Here is a 19826-nt window from a genome sequence, read left to right as displayed (position 1 = left end):
TTTACTCTGCCCGGCCAATCTTAATACAAGGTTTTATTTCCCCAGCTCTTCTCTCACTTCTTTGAAACACTTCACAATATAATCAATATCTTCCTTCGTGTGTGCAGCGCTGACCTGGGTCCTGATCCTTGCCTTCCCCTTAGGCACAACCGGATAGGAGAATGCTACAACATACACACCCTTCTCCATCATTTTAGCTGCCATTTCCCCTGCCAGCTTCTCTTCATACAGCATGACTGGCACAATGGGATGCACTCCTTCTATAATGTCAAAGCCTGCTTCTGTAAGCTGCTGCCTATAATAAGCAGTAGTCTCCTCCAGATGGTCTCTGAGCGAAGTATCTGCCTCCAGTATTTTGAATACTTCCATACTAGCTTTGGCAATGGCCGGCGCTAATGTGTTGGAAAAAAGATATGGCCTGCTTCTCTGGCGCAGAAGGTCGATGATTTCCTTCCTTCCGCTTGTATAGCCGCCTGACGCTCCGCCCAGGGCTTTGCCCAGCGTTCCGGTAATAATGTCTACTCTTCCTGTCACACCACAGTACTCTGCCGTGCCCCGTCCAGTTTTCCCCACAAAGCCTGCAGAATGGCTGTCATCTACCATAACAAGAGCCTGGAATTCGTCTGCCAGATCGCAGATACTCTTTAAATCTGCAATAATACCATCCATAGAAAATACACCGTCTGTTGCAATCAGCTTAATCCTTGCGCCGGCTGCATCCGCTGCCTCCAACTGTGCCCGCAGATCTGCCATATCATTATTTTTATAACGGTATCTTTTTGCCTTGCAAAGGCGGACCCCGTCTATAATGCTGGCATGGTTCAGCTCGTCACTGATTACCGCGTCTTCTGGTGAAAGAATTGTCTCAAACAGGCCTCCATTGGCATCAAAGCAGGAGGAATATAAAATCGTATCTTCTGTGCTTAAGAATCTGCTGATGGTACTCTCCAATTCTTTATGTACATCTAAAGTACCGCAGATAAATCTTACAGAAGAAAGTCCATATCCTCTTTCTCCATATGATTTTACTGCTGCATCAATGACTCTGGGGTCATTGGCAAGGCCAAGATAATTATTGGCGCACATATTAATGACTTCCCTGCCGTCTTCCAATTTGACTTTGGCGCCCTGGGGTGAGGTAATCGGACTCTCCCCCTTAAAAAGTCCGGCAGCTTTGATATCTGCCACCTCATCTGCATAAAATTTTAAAGCATCTTCTCTTTTCATATCAATCACCTGTCCTTTTTTAATTTGTATCAGTTCGCCTTTATGATATCAGAATACCACGGCTTCCCCATTACCCTGAAAACAAAACCACTTTTATTTCCCCTCATGGAGTGAAGTCCAGTCTAACACGACCTTCCCTGAATTTCCACTGTTCATTACTGCAAATCCTTCCTCATAATCCTTGATGTCAAAACGGTGTGTAATGATATCGGAAATGTCCAGTCCGCTCTGCAGCATAGTATCCATTTTATACCAGGTCTCCCACATTTCTCTCCCGTAGATACCTTTTATGGTCAGGCCATTAAAGATAACCTTGCTCCAGTCTATCTGCGCATTGGATCTCTGCAGTCCAAGGAGAGCAATCTTTCCGCCGTTTTTCATGTTATTAACCATGTCGTTAAAACCAGCTTCATTTCCTGACATCTCCAACCCTACGTCAAATCCCTCTTTCATACCAAGCTCATCCATCACATCTTTGAGCTTTTCTTTTCCGATATTGACAGCCCGGGTTGCCCCCATCTTTCTGGCAAGTTCCAAACGGTATTCGTTCATATCTGTAATGACTACATACCTTGCCCCCACATGTTTGCTGATAGCGGCCGCCATAATACCAATAGGGCCTGCTCCTGTAATCAGGACGTCCTCGCCCACCTCGTTAAATGACAGCGCTGTATGGACTGCATTTCCAAGAGGGTCAAAGCAGGAATATAACTCTTCGGGAATGGACGGAGAGCACTTCCAAACATTTGTGGCAGGTATCACCAGATATTCTGCAAATGCGCCATTTCTGTTTACACCTACCCCCTGTGTGTTACGGCACAGATGAGGCTGCCCAGCCAGGCAGTTTCTACACTTCCCACACACAATATGGCCTTCTCCGGATACCTTTTCTCCGACATAGAACCCTTCTACATTCTCTCCAACCTCTACAATTTCTCCCACATACTCATGTCCTGCAGTCAGGCCGATTGGAATCGTATCCTGGGCCCACTGGTTCCAATTATAGATATGTACGTCTGTGCCGCATATAGAAGTCTTTAATATCTTAATTTTCACTTCATTCTTTCCAACCTTTGGGATCTCCACCTTTTTAAGCCAAAGGCCCGGCTCTGCCTTTTCTTTCACTAATGCCCACATTGTATTTTCACTGCTCATAATCTTCTCTCCTTTTCGTCATTTTGTCTGCCATACAAGCAGAATCTACTATCAATCGTGTTACTATTTCAGGCAAATAATCTTGATCATGCCCCACAGGCCAGAAGGCAAAGGTTCCTTTATCATCTCCCTTTCGCGCCAGTTAAATAGTCTTTCTTTCCTGCACATCTCCAATCCGCCTGTCTCATAGGGCCACTGGGAAATCACCTTCTTTTCCTCGAGTTTTTCTGGATACTCAGGATCAATCATCCGGTTAATCAGAAGATTTGATACAAGAATCTCAATCCTATTTTCTCCTTTTTCCAAAAGGCCAGTAATATCAGCCTTATATGGATGCTTAATTAATATATCTGCTATCTTTCCATTTATAAATATTTCTGCCGTTTCTCCTATATGTTCCAATTCAAGCATCACCCGGGCAGATTGCCCCATGCTCTCCCACTGCGCATCTGTAATATGTATCATCTTAGTGTAACGGCCTGTTCCCGAATAGTACATAAGCTTTTCTTCCTGTTCCCATCCGGCCAGTGTGCCATATTCCTGCTCAACCCCAAGTTCGTCTATTCTCAGCCTCCAGCCTGACGAGATATCTAAAATCTCCTCTTTTGTACTAAAAGGTTCCGCCACAGAAGGGGCCTCCAACTCTTCGCCAAATACAAAAATCAAAGACTGGTATGCCTCTATGTCCAGACTGGCCTTTACCCCGCCAGGAATAATTTCGTACTTCTGAACAGCTTTTTCCTCACCGCTCAGGGGGTCAAATACATAGAAATTATTATACATCTTAGAAAATGTAATAGTTTCTTTTACGCAATTTTTAGATATATTAGAAACAAAATAAATATCCCCATCTTCTGTTTTTCTATGTACATAGCCTACCACATCTGGATTCTGCTGTATAGTGACATCAGGATTCTTTACTTTCTTTAATGCTTCTGTCAGAGCCTCAAATTTATCCTCTGTGATTATGGCTTTCCCCGTCTCCTTTAGTCTCCTGCTGATTTCCCTGATTTCTGCAGAATCCTCCTCATAATTAACTACCCCGCATGCCTGCCCGGGAAGCCTCTCTGCTGCTATTACTGTCCCCCCGCTATTGGCAAACTCCTGTATCTTTCTCATGCTGGCCGCAGGTATTCTGTCACACTCAACTAGAATCAGGGTATCATAGCTATAATTTCCCCAGTTTTCCAGAACATCGTCGTTTATATAATCGAACCAGAAACCTGCCTTGTGTATTCCATCCACACAGGGAACTTCCAGCCTTTCATTTAATTTCATGCACATGTGGGTATCTGCAATCGGAGTCTCTGCCCATATATCATGCTGGGGCAAATATATGGCTGTTGTCACCACAGCCTTGCCCCGCTGCATAAAATCACACACTCTGTTCATATAGACACTAATAATTTTATAGTATTTCCACCAAGTATTTGTATGGTTAATATTTGTGGAAGCATAAAAAGCCAGCATATCCTCCCCTGCATCTGCTTTACTGTAGCTATATCCATGGTTTACGATCTGATTAATCCCATCCAGGAAAATGCTGTCTGCAGCTGCCTTAAGATTCTCCAGTGTCACCACAAATCTTGGGAAACGGAGCCATGTAAAAGACTCATTTGAAATAATAGGTTTATTATATATATGTCCTGCTGATACTGCCAGCCTGCGGTGTATGGTATTGACTTCATATCTGTCGAATGCTGAAAATGTCTCTCCCTCCGGTATATCCGCCGCGCCATAGGCCTGGAGTACATCTCCCCACGTGCCATGGGCCTGGATTCTGGAGATACACCCCTTTTCATGGCTCCATTTTGTAAGCTCCTGGAAAAAATTCTCTACCGTCAGCTCAGCCATTGTTTTCTGGAAATCATACCGGACCTGGTTTGTCATTCCCCGGATTTCTCCCCACAAAGCATATATATATGGCCGTAATTCATATCCTCTTCGCCTTCTAAATTCTTCGTATAATATATCTGTCCAGTTATGGCCAAACACCTCCAAAGAATCGCAGAAAATATCGTGGATCTTTTCACTCCCTACAGCCTCCACAATGGGATCTCCCCCATATTGGAGGAATGCCCTTAAGGACTCCTTCCTGTTATGGTCGATAATCAGTCCCTCGCCGCCCCGCAGAGGCTTTAATACCCGCTGCTTTTTATCACTGGATACAAACAGGACTATTTTATGCAGTCCTTCTGGTATCTCCAGCTCTTTTATCTCTGTCCCCCAAGGCCAGTTGAATAAATATTTATCAATCACCTTATCTGTAATGTCCTCTATAGACTCCGGCAGCATTTGGGCTCCATCCATCTTACCCAATACAGCGCCCACGATCCTTCCGTAGATCACTGTGGTTAAGTCCTTAGAAAAACGGCAGGGCCCTTCCACATCCAGGGAAAAGGGAAGCACACTCTGGCCGCTTAACTCCTCTGTCACAAAGGGCCCGCCATAGGGCCAGGAAGATCCCAACGTCAAGTCAAACTGCATCCCCCGGGCAGCCGCCTCATCCGCGGCAAACCGTATCATCTCCATAAATTCTGGTGAGAGATAATCATAATTTTTGATTCCCCTGTCTGGGTTGTCAGCTTCCAGAGGATATAATATCTGGAGCTCGACCCCTCCTATCCCTGCCTCTTTCATAAAATCTAATTCCCGGCAGATTTCTTCTTTCTCTACCGCGCAGCCATACCACCACCATCTTGTCCTTCCCCTTGCCTCTTCTCTGGGACGGCATATCTGCTGTTGTATTTCCTCTTTCTTCACCTTAGCCTCCTCCTCTAATATCCGTCGCTTAGTCCCTTGCTGAACATGAGCAGTACAACAAGTATCATCGGGCACATAGGCGTCCGCCTGCCCGCCAGGGCATGTACAGCAAGGTACCCTTTGGGCACACCTTGCCGGACACTTTATTATAATCTTCTATCATAAAAAACAAAAGTCCCACATTTCAAAAAGGCCCCCTTCATCTCCCAGAAAGCAAAGCGTCAATGGAAAAATACCTTCTGCCGGCTCAACAGGCACAGTGATTTCCATCGGCCCTTCCCTATTCTCAGAAAGAATAACTACTGTCCCGATTACTTTGCCCTGCCTGCCTCCAAGACGAATTTCTATTTTCCCGCCGCCCTTCTGGTTCCCCAATGTAATCCTGAAGCTGCTTTCCTTTTGAAACCTAAGACTTTGATACTGGCACCAGCTGCCCTCCCGGGTTCCCCGGACACCATATATGCAGCCTTCCTCTATATTTTTTGTAAAACTGTAAGCACCACTGCCTGCGCGGCTGAATCTCCCCGCCTCAATTTTTCTGGAAGCGGGCACTTCCCGCTCCTGGCCTCCCAGGCTCATTTCAACAGTGCGGATATTTCCGTTTCCATCGAAAGCAATTGGCTCCACGCACACTCTGCGGTTAAATTTACTGTTCTGGGAAGACCGGTGATAGAATATATACCATTTACCGAATATGTTCTGCATAGATCCATGGTTATTCCAGGTCTGAGGATCACAGCCTGTATTATCCACAATCACGCCCTTCTTCGTATATGGCCCGAGGGGTGCATCTGAAACTGCATAAGAAATCCTCGTTGCCCTGCCTCCCGAAATATCTGTATACAGCATATAATACATACCATTATACTTGCGCAGGGATGCACCTTCATGAAAGCCGTGCTCCTCCTCTGTAAGCAGCCATTCCTGCTTTGTACCTTCAATAATATGTTCCATAGAGCCATCCATTTTGGCTCCCCTTAAATGGAACTGCCCCCAAAAATAGTACGGGGTTCCGTCATCATCAATAAATATGGATGGGTCAATCCCATCCCTATCTATTCCGCCGATTAATTTAGGCTTTTGGAAAGGCCCTGTCGGCAAATCGGATACAGCTACGCCCTCCGCGCCGTCCTCCATACAAAAAAAGAGAAAATATTTTCCATCCTTTTCAATGCAGTCCGGCGCATAAAGCATACCTTTACCGAACACCCTCTTAAATTCTTCGTTTTCTGCATCAAGAAGCAGTCCACTCTTTTCCCAATGCACAAAATCATCTGAACAAAAAGCGTAATATTCCCTGCTGCAGTACTCCTCATTTCCCAGGATATCCATAGATCCATAGAGATATATCTTATCTCCAAATACCCTCGCCTCCACATCAGGAATACATTCGCCTAATTCTAAAATAGGATTCATGACAGCAGCCTCCTGTCCTCATTTATTATACCACCAAGCTGCCTCCAGCGCCGCTTATAAAACACTTACAGAGCTCTCAGGGCCTGCTCTAAGTCCTCAATCAGGGCATCCGCCCCTTCAAGTCCACAGTGGATCCGTATCAGCCCTTTGTCCCGGCCGCCGAGGCCTAAAAATTCCAGATCGTCCTCAGAATAATACAGAAGAGGACACAAAGCCAAACTCTCAAACCCTCCCCAGGAACATCCTATTTCAAATATTTTGAGATGATCCACAAGCTCAACTGCCTTTTGGGGATCGTCTTTGAGAACAAAGCTCATAAGTCCTGTATGGCCTGTCTGCTGCTTCCTTATCCTCTCTGCCTGAGGATGGGAATCAAGGCCAGTATAATACACCCGATCTACTTTTGGATGCCCTTCTAAATACTTTGCAACCTCTTTAGCAGTTTTCTGGTGCTGCTCCAGCCTCACCTGCAGCGTACGCAGTCCCCGGATTCCCAGCCAAGCCTCCATAGGCCCTAATATGCCTCCGAAAAGTTCTCTTATAGTATTCTTAAGTAAATTTCCCAGCTCTTCATCCTTGACGGCCAGGATGCCCCCAATAATATCACTGTGTCCCCCGATATACTTTGACATAGTATGCATGACAATATCAATTCCCATGGCGAGAGGCTTCTGATACAAGGGGGTACAGTATGTATTGTCAATATATGTCTTAATATTATGTGCTTTTGCAATCCGGGCGGCGCCTGCAATATCTGTCACTGTGAATACAAACGTAGCCGGGCTCTCCAGCAGAATCATATCTGTATTATCCTGAATTAAATCTTCCAGCTCATTCAGATCCACCCCATCCCAATAGGACACGGTAATTTCCATTCTGGGGATAAAATACTGGTTCAGGATATTCTTTACAGGCTGATATACATCTCTCATGCAAATAATATGGCTTTTAGCTCTGCACACCGCCAAGATAGCAGCCGCAGCGGCGGCCATCCCGCTTGCAAACGCCACAGCACGGCAGCCGCCCTCCAGGGCAGCCACCTTTTCTTCTAATATAGTTACTGTAGGGTTTGCCGCCCTGCCATAAACATAGGCTTGATTTTCCTCCCGCAGGGCGTAAGATTCCATGCTGTCAAACACATGCAGAGAATTCATAAACACCGGGGGCACCACGGCATTCATATATTTTGTCTGGTCCTCCCCCAAATGTGTAATCGCCAGTCTCTCCTCTTTCATTTGCTCCACCTACTCCTTGACAGCGCCAGCCGTCATACCTTCTACGATAAATTTCTGCATGGCAGCGAACATAATCGCCGTTGGCAGCAATGCCATAACGCCGCCGGCCATTAAAAGCCCCCACTCTACATTGTACTTACCAATCAGAGTTTTAAGGCCCACTGGAATGGTCCACATTTCAGGCGTACTTATGAAAATAGAACCTGCGATCAGCTCATTCCATGCCCCGATAAACCCAAAGACAAACACAGACACAATACCTGGGAACATAATCGGGAATACAATCTTAAACAGGGACTGCATTTTTGAACATCCATCCACCTTGGCAGCCTCCTCCAGTGTAACCGGAATTCTCTCAAAAAAGCTGCGCATCGTGATAACACAGAAGGGCAGGTTGACTGTCACATAGTAGATAAACAAGCCTACATGGGTGTTGATCAAGCCAATCTTAGAGAAAATGATGTACAAAGGAATAATAACCAGGATCCCCGGTATCATCTGTGTAATCAGGAAAAAGAGGATTACTGCCTGTTTTCCCTTAAACTTATACCGTGCAAGGGAATAGCCGCCCAGCATAGAAAATACTGTAATCACAAGGGCAGACGTGACAGACACAAGGACACTGTTCTTTAACAGGGCGCCATAATTAAACTGCTCAAACAGCCCTGTATAATTCTCCCATGTAAAGTTCTTAGGGAAAAAAGTAATGTTATTTAAATCCAGTATCTCTCCACTGGTCTTAAACGATGTAACTACAATCCAATAAATAGGCAGTACAACCAGCAGGAAGAAGAAAAGTAAGATCAAAACACGTATGATGGTCCCAATTGCATTCTTTGTTTTTCTGCTCATTTAGAAGTCACCTGCCTTATCATATTTTGTAGCTTTCAGGAATATCAAAGCATACAATCCAAGAATTATCATCAGTATCACACCCAAGGCCGCCGCAAAACCAAAATCATAGGATCCAAACGCTTTTGAGTACATATATGCCGGAAGCGTCTGAGAAGAGTTTGCCGGCCCTCCGTCTGTAATAATAACCACCAGATCCAATGAGTTGAAAATCCAGATCGTCCTAAGGAGTACTGTTGTAATTAAAGTTGGCTTGATATACGGAAGCGTAATCTGGAAGAACTGCCGTACTGTCCCACATCCGTCCACATCTGCCGCCTCATAGACATCTGCCGGTATAGACTGCAGTGCCGCCAGGATCATGATTGCAAAAAACGGGATTCCCATCCATATCATGGCAATGATGACAACTGCCAGAGAATAACCCGGGGTTCCCAGCCATGCAATATTACTGTCTATGATTCCCAGCTTCATCAGAAGAGTATTGACTACCCCATATTCTCCGTTAAATGACCAGCGGAAAATAAGGCCGACAACAAATCCAGAAAATGCCCATGGAAGAAATACGATGGACTGATAGAGTCCTCTTCCTCTAAACTGCTTTTTCAGGGCCAGGGCCAGGATCAGTCCCAGCAAGAACTGCCCAATTACTGATATAACTACATAAATAATAGAATTTTTCAGAATCATCATACTGTCGGGATCACCAAACAGTTTCGTAAAGTTCTCAAGTCCATTAAAATAAATGTCATCTGGGGCCGTCAGCTTATAATTCTGGAATGCCATAACAATACTGTTAATAAGCGGATAGCCAAATAACAGAAGTAAAATCACAAGAACTGGCAGCAGAAACAGCCAAGGTTCCATTTTTCTTTTCATTTTCATGCGAGTACCACTCTCCTTCACCTTGTACCCCACCAGGTACATAATCCTTTGTTGTCAAAGGGGGAATTAATGTTTCTCTGCCTCCACATTAAATCCCCCTGTAAAATCTTATACTACTGCTTGTGTATAAACTCTTTAATTATTACTGCTGTATGGTTTTCGGAGTCTCAATTGTTGTGCCTTCATTGTCAGCCAGATACTGTTTCATCCTGGTTGTCAGCTCGTCGCCGATATGGTTCAGCACATCTTCAGCAGACTGCTGTCCCAGGAGATATTTTTGAAGTTCTGTGTGGAACATATCCTGATGCAGGTCTGTATAGTTAAATGCGCCATATGTAGGAGGAACTGTAAAGTTCGGGTCGTTCAGCTGATCAAGGAAAGGAGCGTAAGGTCCGTTTTCTCCATAAGTTTCATCATCGCCCACATCATTTTTGATCGGAATAAGTCCGCCCATTTTACAGTACTCGATATTATTCTCTGGCTGTACGAGGAAATCGATCAACTCGAGAGCTTCCTCTGGATACTCGGAACTCTTTGAAATTGTATAAGAGTATGGACTTCCTGCTGTATTCAGGAGCTTGCCATCTACAGTTGACACTGGCATCGGAAGCACGCCCCACTCTGAATCATCCATTTTCTCTTCACATGCTTTAGCAACCTCAGAGTCATTGGAAACTGTACCTGTCAGGCCCCCTGTAAAGTTATCGACCATCTCCACAAATCCCCAGTTTACAGAATCCTCCGGCACATATCCGTCCTTATAAATCTCACACCATTTCTCCAGCGCTTCCACACATTCTGGTGTATTCAGGACAAAGTTTCCTTCCTCGTCGTATGTATAGCCGCCTGAGAATGTCTGCAGATATGTGAGCAGTGGGTCAAATGCACCTCTCGCGCCACGGAAAGAATTTCCATAGTGTTTCTGTTCTTTATCTGTAAGTGCTTTAATCAAATCAAAATATGCATCATATGTCCAGTCTTCACCAGTAGGAATCTCATAGCCAATCTCCTCTACCCAGTCTTTCCTGTAAAAGATACCTTTGACCATGAATCCATCTGGAATAGAATATACATGTCCGTATTTTTCTTCTTCCTGGGCCCAGTTAATACTTTTAACTGCCTCCACAAACTCTTCACCGTGTTCCTCTACATAGTCGTCTACCGGCAAGATCCAGTCGGCTTCTGTAAACTGCCCCAACCAGGATGGGTGTGTTGTAATGACGTCTGGAAGCTGGTTTGAAGTACCAAGAACTGTCAGCTTATCCGCTGCATCATCCCATGGAACACTTTCATAAGCTACAGATACGCCTGTCTCTTCCTCAAACTTCTCGAAAACACCCTCATAATACTTTTGTCTCTCAGGACTTGGGCTGACATCAATAAAACGCAGTGATGCCTCTCCGCTGCCTTTTGCCGAATCACCTGAATCTTTTTTTGATGACCCACATCCCGCCAGCAGGCCAACTACCATTGTGGCTGCCAATAAAGCGGCAATAACTCTCTTTTTCATTGATTCCTCTCCTTTTCCTTTTTCAGATTACAATACCGGATAATCTGATATTCATTTACTTTAGTTACACTCTTCCTTATCTGGTTTTCTTCCGGCCACTGTTGTGAGGTATTTCCGGTCAGACCACTTATGCAATTATACTAGCACTTAAGTTATTGTTTGTCAATTCATTTGTCACTTTTATACTTTTTACATAATTTTTGTATATCGTTTTTGTTACTTTTTTTATTTACATATTTTTTATTTCTATTGACATTTTCATTTTCATTTTATATGCTTAACATAATACACTTTTTACTTATCTATTTTCAATTCTATAATTCCATTTATATCCACCTTACATGAATGCATTTGAAAATTACTTGTCATGGAATGCATACATATATTAGAGCAAAGCACATTGTCTAGAGCATGATCATTTATTTTAGGCGAAATTTAGGCAAAACTAACTTGCATTTATTATAAGAAAGGAGTCAGGAAGATACTCTGTATTTTCCTATTAAAAGATGAGTAAAAAATATACTTCTACTAAGCGCTGCTATCTGATTGACCATCATTCTCCGCAGCCTCCTGATGTTCTTCTGAACCATCTGGATATTAATGAATACGAGACCTTTTTTGATACTGCCAACATAGATTCATTGATGGTTTATTGTAAAGACCACTGGGGAGTTACTTATTATCCAAGTGAGGTCCCGGGAGCACAGCAGCATGAAGGCATCAAAAAAGATTGGATTAAAGAGGTCAGTACTCTTTTAAAGAAAAAAGATATTGAATTTGTTGCCTATTATTGTATCGAATATGACGAAGGGGCGGCAAGGCGTTTCCCACAATGGCGGGTACAGCGCCCTGACGGTTCCGGCCTTATCCGGGATGATGAATTCGCTAAATGGAGCCTCTGCTGTTACCAGACAGATTACCGGGAATACTGCCTGAAGCAGTTAGAGGAGATTGTCTCCAGATATTCACCAGACTCTCTTTTCCTGGATATTTTTGGGGCGTCACTCTGTTACTGTGACAATTGCCGCAACAAATTCCAGTCACAGTTCCATTATCCCCTGCCTGAATCAGATGAGGAAGTCCTTTTACATAAAACTGATATAGTCCAATTTTTGAATGAAAATGCAAAAGATTTCCTGGCGGAATTGAAGCAGCGTGTCAAGGCCATTGACCCTACGCTGGCAGTCACTGTCAATTTTTCCTGCCACTATCCCCAGGAGATCCGGGATATGCTGGACTATCAGTTCTCTGAGCCATTGCTGAAAGATAACTGGTTCTCTTCTGCTTATGCCCGGGATACAGCTATTGGACGCTATCCTATCCTGGTGCCGGGGGAAGCCTCACAGGTCTATAATTATAGTTCTGTCAATGAATATGTCTGCGACTTGTCGTCTATCGCGGCCCAGGGATGCCGCACAGGAATGTACAGTGGTTCCCAGCACATAGACGGTACCCTTGATTTTCAGGAGGCCAGGCTCTTAGGGGCAGCTTTTAATGAAATCGAGAAAATGGAACCTTATCTCACAGACCGCACTCCAGTTAAATGTGTGGGAATTTTGCAGAGCGACTTATCCATGTCCATTAATATCCCAGCACTGCACCCAGATGCTATCCTAAGGATGAAACGGCATAATCCTCATCAAAATGCCGTTCTAGGCGCTATGCAGTTATGTGAAAAAGCAAAACTTCCATTTATGATCCTCCCTGAACGCACGGTCACTGAGGACTTACTGAAACAATTTGATGTCCTTCTCCTTCCAGAGGTATTTGTAATAGAAGAAGATATTGCAGATATACTCAGAAGCTATGTAAAAAATGGAGGACTGCTTATCAGTTCCGGGCAGAGCGGCTTATGGGATGCAGACTCTACGAAACGTCAGTCATCCTCTATTGCAGATCTTCTCGGCACTGGAAATGCAGAAATTCACACTGAATATAAAGCTAACCGTTGGTCCGCATATTTAAAGAATGTAAGCCAAAGAGATTTCTCCGGACTGCTTTCCTGCACGACACCGCCGATCAGTGAGCACTTTATTGAGACCGCCCCTGAGGGATCTGCAGAAACCTTGCTTCATCTTATACTGCCCTGCGTCCCCTGTGACGCTGAACATTGGGTGAACTGGTGGAGTCCGCCGCCGGGAGAAGATTCTGGGTACCCTGCCCTCCTGCACAATAACTATGGAGCAGGAAGCGCCTATTACATGGCATTTGATTTCTTTACAATGGCCTCACAGGAAAGCTTCCAGCATCCCCACAGTCTGTTTAAAGACTTGGTCACTATGGAAAATATAAGGCCCGCGCTGTTCAACAATACAGAGACGCCAGATATTATCAGAACTGCCTATTTTGAGACTGGCCATTCTTATATTGTCCATCAGATCTCTATGGTGCCGAAATATTTCCACGGAGATACTATACCTGTAAACGGAGGCACACTGGAGCTTACAGGCGCGGTCTCAGAAGCAGAACTGGTTTACCCCGAGAAAAAGTCCCTTGAAATACACACAGAGGGGGATAAGACAATCGTTCAGCTTCCGGCATTCTCTTTGCAGCAGATGATTGTATGTAAGAAATAAATATACCTCAAATGCGGGTATTAGGGGATGCCCCTGGCACAATTAAGCAAACCTAACAAGTAAAAAGCACCGGCTTTGGGAATTTCCCAGCCGGTGCTTTTATGTATCTGCCTATTCAATTCTGCCATATATTTCTAAATCCAATGCCACTATATTATCATATTTCTCCAAGGCTCCCTGAATATTCCTCTCCTTCATCATCTGAACCATTTCCAGATGATAGGGGAATGTCTCTAGTAATATAGCCTGATAATCAAACCCTTTGTCATCAAAATAGCCATAGAGTTCATCATCAAAAGTCTCATACATTTCTGTCATATTCCGAACCAGGTTGGTCATCTCATAATTGCCATAAGATTCTAATATAAGCCTATGGAAATCATGGTCCATCTCCTTAGGCATAATTCCTCTGGCAGCTATATCATTCATCTGAATTGCCATCTCTTCAAGCTGGTCCAATCTCTCCTCAGCCATATCAGGTATGGCTTTTTCCAGACTATATCTCTCTAAAACAATTTTAATCTCGAACAGTTCCAAGAAATTTTTTAGGGCCAAATGAATACTAACCTGCCTGCCTTCTACATAATCAGTTACAAATGTCCCCTTGCCGACTTCAACATGGACGACTCCCTGATTCTCCAGCTCCCGGATGGCCTCCCGCAAAGTTGGCCTGCTCACTTTCCATTCCGCCGCCAGCTTCCGCTCTCCAGGTATCTTATCTCCTGGCTGAAGATTCTTCTCTTTTATATAAAGATAAATTCTATCCGCCAGCCTCGAATAGAGTAAGTTTTTATTTTCCGTTAATCCATTACGCTCCATAGTACTCCTTACAGCCGTTCATCATTTACTAAGTAATTATAAGTCTCTCTGATTATCCCGTCAAGTGAATATTTAGGACAGTATTATAAGAGGGATTAAAAGGGATTTCTTCAGAAATCCCCTAAAGGCCCCTGTCGTCCCAAGCCGACAAAAAAAGACAATACCCTGCCAGTACTGTCTCCTCCCACTGCATATGCCCTAAAAACTGCATACAAAGTAACGCACACCCTTCCCTACTGCCTTCCTTGGTTATGCCCTCGACCTATTAGTAGCAGCCAGCTCCATGTGTTGCCACACTTCCACCCCTGCCCTATCTACCTCGTCGTCTTCAAGGGGTCTTACCAACTTTGCGTCATGGGACATCTTATCTTGGGGGGGGCTTCACGCTTAGATGCCTTCAGCGTTTATCCCTTCCCGGCTTGGCTGCCCTGCTATGCCCTTGGCAGGGCAACAGGTGCACCAGCGGCCAGTCCATCCCGGTCCTCTCGTACTAAGGACAGCTCCCCTCAGATATCCTACGCCCGCGCCGGATAGGGACCGAACTGTCTCACGACGTTCTGAACCCAGCTCGCGTACCGCTTTAATGGGCGAACAGCCCAACCCTTGGGACCTACTCCAGCCCCAGGATGCGATGAGCCGACATCGAGGTGCCAAACCACTCCGTCGATGTGAACTCTTGGGAGTGATAAGCCTGTTATCCCCAGGGTAGCTTTTATCCGTTGAGCGATGGCAATCCCACTTTATACCACCGGATCACTAAGTCCTACTTTCGTACCTGCCCCACCCGTCGGTGTCGCAGTCAAGCCCCCTTATGCCTTTGCACTCTGCGGATGGTTTCCAACCATCCTGAGGGGACCTTTGAGCGCCTCCGATACCCTTTCGGAGGCGACCGCCCCAGTCAAACTCCCCGCCTGGCATTGTCCCCCAGCCGGTTCACGGCTGTTGGTTAGAAACCCAATACTGCAAGGGTGGTATCCCAACAATGGCTCCCCTGCGGCTGGCGCCGCAGGCTCTTCGCCTCCCACCTATCCTGTACATGCAATACCGGATCCCAGTGCCAAGCTGGAGTAAAGCTCCATGGGGTCTTTCCGTCCTGGCGCGGGTAACCAGCATCTTCACTGGTATTTCAATTTCACCGGGTGCATTGTTGAGACAGTGCCCAAATCATTACGCCTTTCGTGCGGGTCGGAACTTACCCGACAAGGAATTTCGCTACCTTAGGACCGTTATAGTTACGGCCGCCGTTTACTGGGGCTTAAGTTCAAAGCTTCGCTTGCGCTAACCTCTCCCCTTAACCTTCCAGCACCGGGCAGGCGTCAGCCCATATACCTCACCTTGCGGTTTTGCATAGACCTGTGTTTTTGCTAAACAGTTGCTTGGGCCAATTCTCTGCGGCCTGGGCCTCCCCAGGCACCCCTTCTCCCTAAGTTACGGGGCCATTTTGCCGAGTTCCTTAACAATGCTTCTCCCGTCGGCCTTAGGATCCTCTCCTCATCCACCTGTGTCGGTTTACGGTACGGGCATGCCATGAGCCATAGCGGCTTTTCTTGGCAGCCGGCCTGCACGCTTCGCTACTCTCTCTTCGCTCCGCCTCACGCCTTTGGCTTGCGCGCCGGTTTTTCCTTGCGCGCGCCTCCTGCGCTTGCCCCGGGTTCTCCTCCCCCGGGTCGTGCCCCGCCGCCTGCGTCCCCACAGTTCTGTCATGGCATGGTACAGGAATTTCTGCCTGTTGTCCATCGGCTACGCCTCCCGGCCTCGCCTTAGGCCCCGACTTACCCAGGGCAGATCAGCTTTACCCTGGAATCCTTGGATATTCGGCCGGAAGGATTCCCACCTTCCTCTCGCTACTCATTCCGGCATTCTCCCTTCTTAACGCTCCACCAACCCTTCCGGCCTGGCTTCGCCGCCTTAAGAATGCTCCCCTACCGGCTGAATCTCTTCAGCCCCTGGGCTTCGGCAGTGTGTTTGAGCCCCGGACATTTTCGGCGCAGGGCCTCTCGGCTAGTGAGCTATTACGCACTCTTTTAATGCATGGCTGCTTCTGAGCCAACATCCTAGCTGTCTTCGAAACCCCACATCCTTTCCCACTTAACACACATTTTGGGGCCTTAGCCGCAGGTCTGGGCTCTTTCCCTCTTGACTGCCCAACTTATCTCGGGCAGTCTGACTCCCTGGCACCGTCTACGCGGCATTCGGAGTTTGATATTCTTCGGTAAGCTTTGACGCCCCCTAGGAAATTCAGTGCTCTACCTCCGCAAGACTTGCCTGGGGCTAGCCCTAAAGCTATTTCGGGGAGAACCAGCTATCTCCGGGTTCGATTGGAATTTCTCCCCTATCCACGCCTCATCCCCACCCTTTTCAACGGATGTGGGTTCGGCCCTCCACCGCCTTTTACGGCGGCTTCAGCCTGGGCATGGATAGATCACCCGGTTTCGGGTCTGCGTCGGCCGACTCTGGCGCCCTATTCAGGCTCGGTTTCCCTTCGGCTCCGCGCTCCTCGCGCTTAACCTCGCCAGCCGCCGCAACTCGCCGGACCGTTCTACAAAAAGTACGCGGTCGCGCCTCCTGTGCGCTCCCACAGCTTGTAGACATATGGTTTCAGGTTCTCTTTCACTCCCCTCCCGGGGTCCTTTTCACCTTTCCTTCACAGTACTATGCGCTATCGGTCACTAAGTAGTATTTAGCCTTACGGGGTGGTCCCCGCTCATTCCCACAGGGTTCCTCGTGTCCCGTGGTACTCTGGATCCCGCCTTGCCGGCCTGCTTTTCGCTTACGGGGCCTTCACCCTCTCTGGCTGGCTTTCCCAAAGCCATTCTGCTAAGCTCGTCGGTCATCTTTGCGGTCCGAACCCCGGAGCGCTCGCGCCCCGGTTTGGGCTCTTCCCATTTCGCTCGCCGCTACTCTGGGAATCACTGTTGTTTTCTCTTCCTCCGGCTACTTAGATGTTTCAGTTCGCCGGGTTCCCTTCCCTGGCTTATGGATTGGGCCAGGGATACTGGGGGGCTCCCCCAGTGGGTTTCCCCATTCAGACACCTCCGGATCGCAGGGTATTTGCCCCTCCCCGGAGCTTTTCGCAGCTTATCGCGTCTTTCATCGGCTCTTAGTGCCTAGGCATCCGCCATATGCCCTTATCAGCATAACCAACCCCGCCGTGGGACTCCCACGGCCACTCATGCCTAGCGTGGCATGGGTTGGCATTAGGTCAATTTTTTTTACGCCTGTTTTCTTCAGGACTCCCATGCCCCTTCGGGCATGGCCTCGGATGTCTTGATATCTTCTTTGTCTATCTTCTCTTACTTTGTATGCAGTTTTCAAGGTACATTCCTGGCTGCTTTATCAGCCACCACGCCCCAGGATCTTTCCTGGGCCCTGGTCGCTGGTAAACACTGCCCCTCTTTTTTTTATTTGGCGGCCACCTGCTCTCCCACACCGTCGCCAGTGCAGTACCATCGGCCGCTTGGGCCTTAACCATCGTGTTCGGGATGGGTACGGGTGTTGCCCCCAAGCGCATCGCCGCCAAAATGCCTCGTTATTAAGCTTCCTCCTTGCCTTGCCCCCCGCTTGACCCGGCCCTGCCCCGCCAAGCGCTCTGCTTAATAACTGAACAATAGACAACGGCCCTCTACTTCTCTCGTCCTTAGAAAGGAGGTGATCCAGCCGCACCTTCCGATACGGCTACCTTGTTACGACTTCACCCCAGTTACCGGCCCCGCCTTCGGCAGCTCCCCCCTTCCGGTTGGGTCACTGACTTCGGGCGTTGCCAACTCCCATGGTGTGACGGGCGGTGTGTACAAGACCCGGGAACGTATTCACCGCGGCATTCTGATCCGCGATTACTAGCGATTCCAGCTTCATGTAGCCGGGTTGCAGGCTACAATCCGAACTGGGACGTTATTTTTGGGGTTTGCTCCGCCTCGCGGCCTCGCCTCCCTTTGTTTACGCCATTGTAGCACGTGTGTAGCCCTGCCCATAAGGGGCATGATGATTTGACGTCATCCCCACCTTCCTCCAGGTTCTCCCTGGCAGTCCCCCTAGAGTGCCCACCTTTTTTGTGCTGGCTACTAAGGGTAAGGGTTGCGCTCGTTGCGGGACTTAACCCAACATCTCACGACACGAGCTGACGACAACCATGCACCACCTGTCTCGGATGCTCCGAAGAGAAGGCGACATTGCTCGCCGGCCATCCGGATGTCAAGGGCAGGTAAGGTTCTTCGCGTTGCTTCGAATTAAACCACATGCTCCACCGCTTGTGCGGGTCCCCGTCAATTCCTTTGAGTTTCATTCTTGCGAACGTACTCCCCAGGTGGACTACTTATTGCGTTGGCTGCGGCACCGGGCAGCTTTGCTCCCCGACACCTAGTAGTCATCGTTTACGGCGTGGACTACCAGGGTATCTAATCCTGTTTGCTCCCCACGCTTTCGAGCCTCAACGTCAGTTACCGTCCAGTAAGCCGCCTTCGCCACTGGTGTTCCTCCTAATATCTACGCATTTCACCGCTACACTAGGAATTCCGCTTACCTCTCCGGCACTCCAGGCCCGCAGTTTCCAATGCACTCCCGGGGTTGGGCCCCGGGTTTTCACATCAGACTTGCTGGCCCGTCTACGCTCCCTTTACACCCAGTAAATCCGGATAACGCTTGCCCCCTACGTATTACCGCGGCTGCTGGCACGTAGTTAGCCGGGGCTTCTTAGTCAGGTACCGTCATTTTCTTCCCTGCTGATAGAAGTTTACGTACCGAAATACTTCATCCTTCACGCGGCGTCGCTGCATCAGGGTTCCCCCCATTGTGCAATATTCCCCACTGCTGCCTCCCGTAGGAGTTTGGGCCGTGTCTCAGTCCCAATGTGGCCGTCCGCCCTCTCAGGCCGGCTACTGATCGTCGCCTTGGTGGGCCGTTGCCCCGCCAACTAGCTAATCAGACGCGGGCCCATCCCATACCACCGGAGTTTTTGCCGCTGCGGCATGCGCCGCCGCGGCCTTATGCGGTATTAGCAGCCATTTCTGGCTGTTATCCCCCGGTATGGGGCAGGTTGCCCACGCGTTACTCACCCGTCCGCCGCTAAGACACCGCGCCCTTCCCCCGTGGGTTCCGTGCGCGGCGCTCCGCTCGACTTGCATGTGTTAAGCACGCCGCCAGCGTTCATCCTGAGCCAGGATCAAACTCTCGTTATAAGCGTCTGCATCCAGTCCAGAATTAACTCCAGCTAATTCTTTCCCGTTTACTTTTCCCACTGGGCCTCCCCAGTGGTGGGTGCATCTCTCGATGCTGTCCTTCTGAATTTCTCTCTTCTGAAATTTTCAAGGTCTGTTGTCTATTGTTCAGTTATCAAGGTCCCTGCCTTGCCCTCAGCCTCTGCCGCAGGCAACTGCTATATAATATCACAGG

10 protein-coding genes and 3 rRNA genes are annotated in these 19826 nt (G+C 47.6%); 1 reads left to right on the top strand and 12 read right to left on the bottom strand.

Annotated elements, in window-relative coordinates:
* Positions 1 to 33: 33 nt before the first annotated feature.
* The 8 genes from EFA47_RS04440 to EFA47_RS04405 form a co-directional block, all read right to left on the bottom strand.
* Complete coding sequence (locus tag EFA47_RS04440) at positions 34 to 1227, bottom strand: glycine C-acetyltransferase (protein ID WP_122642156.1); 1194 nt, start codon at positions 1225 to 1227, stop codon at positions 34 to 36.
* Positions 1228 to 1320: 93 nt separating this feature from the next.
* Positions 1321 to 2382, bottom strand: a complete 1062-nt coding sequence (gene tdh, locus EFA47_RS04435; RefSeq protein ID WP_122642155.1) for an L-threonine 3-dehydrogenase — start codon at positions 2380 to 2382, stop codon at positions 1321 to 1323.
* 63 nt (positions 2383 to 2445) lie between these two features.
* Positions 2446 to 5145 carry a glycosyl hydrolase gene (locus EFA47_RS04430; RefSeq protein WP_235853211.1) on the bottom strand — a complete coding sequence of 900 codons (2700 nt, stop codon included), beginning with the start codon at positions 5143 to 5145 and terminating at the stop codon, positions 2446 to 2448.
* A gap of 159 nt (positions 5146 to 5304) precedes the next feature.
* Positions 5305 to 6561 carry a family 43 glycosylhydrolase gene (locus EFA47_RS04425; RefSeq protein ID WP_122642154.1) on the bottom strand — a complete coding sequence of 419 codons (1257 nt, stop codon included), beginning with the start codon at positions 6559 to 6561 and terminating at the stop codon, positions 5305 to 5307.
* Positions 6562 to 6626: 65 nt separating this feature from the next.
* Positions 6627 to 7796 (bottom strand): trans-sulfuration enzyme family protein, encoded by a 1170-nt coding sequence (locus tag EFA47_RS04420; protein ID WP_122642153.1) that lies wholly within the window; start codon positions 7794 to 7796, stop codon positions 6627 to 6629.
* A gap of 9 nt (positions 7797 to 7805) precedes the next feature.
* Positions 7806 to 8648 (bottom strand): carbohydrate ABC transporter permease, encoded by an 843-nt coding sequence (locus EFA47_RS04415; protein ID WP_122642152.1) that lies wholly within the window; start codon positions 8646 to 8648, stop codon positions 7806 to 7808.
* Complete coding sequence (locus EFA47_RS04410) at positions 8649 to 9533, bottom strand: carbohydrate ABC transporter permease (protein ID WP_122642151.1); 885 nt, start codon at positions 9531 to 9533, stop codon at positions 8649 to 8651.
* Between the two features lie 142 nt (positions 9534 to 9675).
* A complete protein-coding gene (locus EFA47_RS04405) occupies positions 9676 to 11043 on the bottom strand; it encodes an ABC transporter substrate-binding protein (RefSeq protein WP_122642150.1) in 1368 nt (455 codons plus the stop codon).
* Positions 11044 to 11549: 506 nt separating this feature from the next.
* On the opposite strand from EFA47_RS04405, the gene EFA47_RS04400 reads away from it, so the two are divergent.
* Positions 11550 to 13619 carry an alpha-amylase family protein gene (locus tag EFA47_RS04400; RefSeq protein ID WP_122642149.1) on the top strand — a complete coding sequence of 690 codons (2070 nt, stop codon included), beginning with the start codon at positions 11550 to 11552 and terminating at the stop codon, positions 13617 to 13619.
* Positions 13620 to 13730: 111 nt separating this feature from the next.
* Here the strand turns inward: EFA47_RS04400 and EFA47_RS04395 are convergent, their stop codons facing one another.
* From EFA47_RS04395 to EFA47_RS04380, 4 genes are all read right to left on the bottom strand, one after another.
* Positions 13731 to 14438, bottom strand: a complete 708-nt coding sequence (locus EFA47_RS04395) for a FadR/GntR family transcriptional regulator (RefSeq protein ID WP_122642148.1) — start codon at positions 14436 to 14438, stop codon at positions 13731 to 13733.
* Between the two features lie 245 nt (positions 14439 to 14683).
* Positions 14684 to 17580: ribosomal RNA gene (locus EFA47_RS04390) — 23S ribosomal RNA — on the bottom strand.
* A 261-nt stretch (positions 17581 to 17841) separates the two neighbouring features.
* A 5S ribosomal RNA gene (gene rrf / locus EFA47_RS04385) occupies positions 17842 to 17959 on the bottom strand.
* A 120-nt stretch (positions 17960 to 18079) separates the two neighbouring features.
* A 16S ribosomal RNA gene (locus EFA47_RS04380) occupies positions 18080 to 19612 on the bottom strand.
* Together the 16S, 23S and 5S rRNA genes form the textbook arrangement of a ribosomal RNA operon.
* Positions 19613 to 19826 lie beyond the last annotated feature (214 nt).

This window comes from Luxibacter massiliensis (genome assembly GCF_900604355.1).
Classification (GTDB): domain Bacteria; phylum Bacillota; class Clostridia; order Lachnospirales; family Lachnospiraceae; genus Luxibacter; species Luxibacter massiliensis.
The sequence above is the reverse complement of the archived record's forward strand: the minus strand, read 5'-3'. Positions and strand labels throughout refer to the sequence as shown.